Source organism: Neisseria sp. P0001.S005, assembly GCF_051963715.1.
Genome location: NZ_JBQCTZ010000862.1, coordinates 1 through 327, shown reverse-complemented (window position 1 = coordinate 327; position 327 = coordinate 1). Strand labels below are relative to the sequence as shown.

Sequence of the window (327 nt, the reverse complement as noted above, 5' to 3'; positions counted from 1 at the left end):
TTAATCAATATTAAAGGTAATGGGGAAGTCTTGATCGGACACAAAGCCCCCGGATTAATAATGGCTTCTGTAGATATATGGGAAGCGGCTAAGACGCCGGTAGAGGAAAGCCTGAGCCAAATTCAGCAAACGGCACAACGAATTGAATATGAGGAGCAACAAAAACAAATCGTGCAATCCCAATCACATGGAGCGAGGCTTTCTTAAGCAGAATCAAAAGAAAATGTAAAAAGAGGACTTAAATTCTACAAATTATCTACAAATGGTTTGATTGATTTTAAACAAAGCTAAAGGCCGTCTGAAAAATCTTTCAGACGGCCTGTTGTT

At 39.1% G+C, this 327-nt stretch carries 1 pseudogene; it reads left to right on the top strand.

What is annotated here, in order from left to right:
- Positions 1 to 207: pseudogene (locus tag ACTHSP_RS23240) on the top strand (calcium-binding protein); the annotation flags it as partial.
- Between the last annotated feature and the right edge of the window lie 120 nt (positions 208 to 327).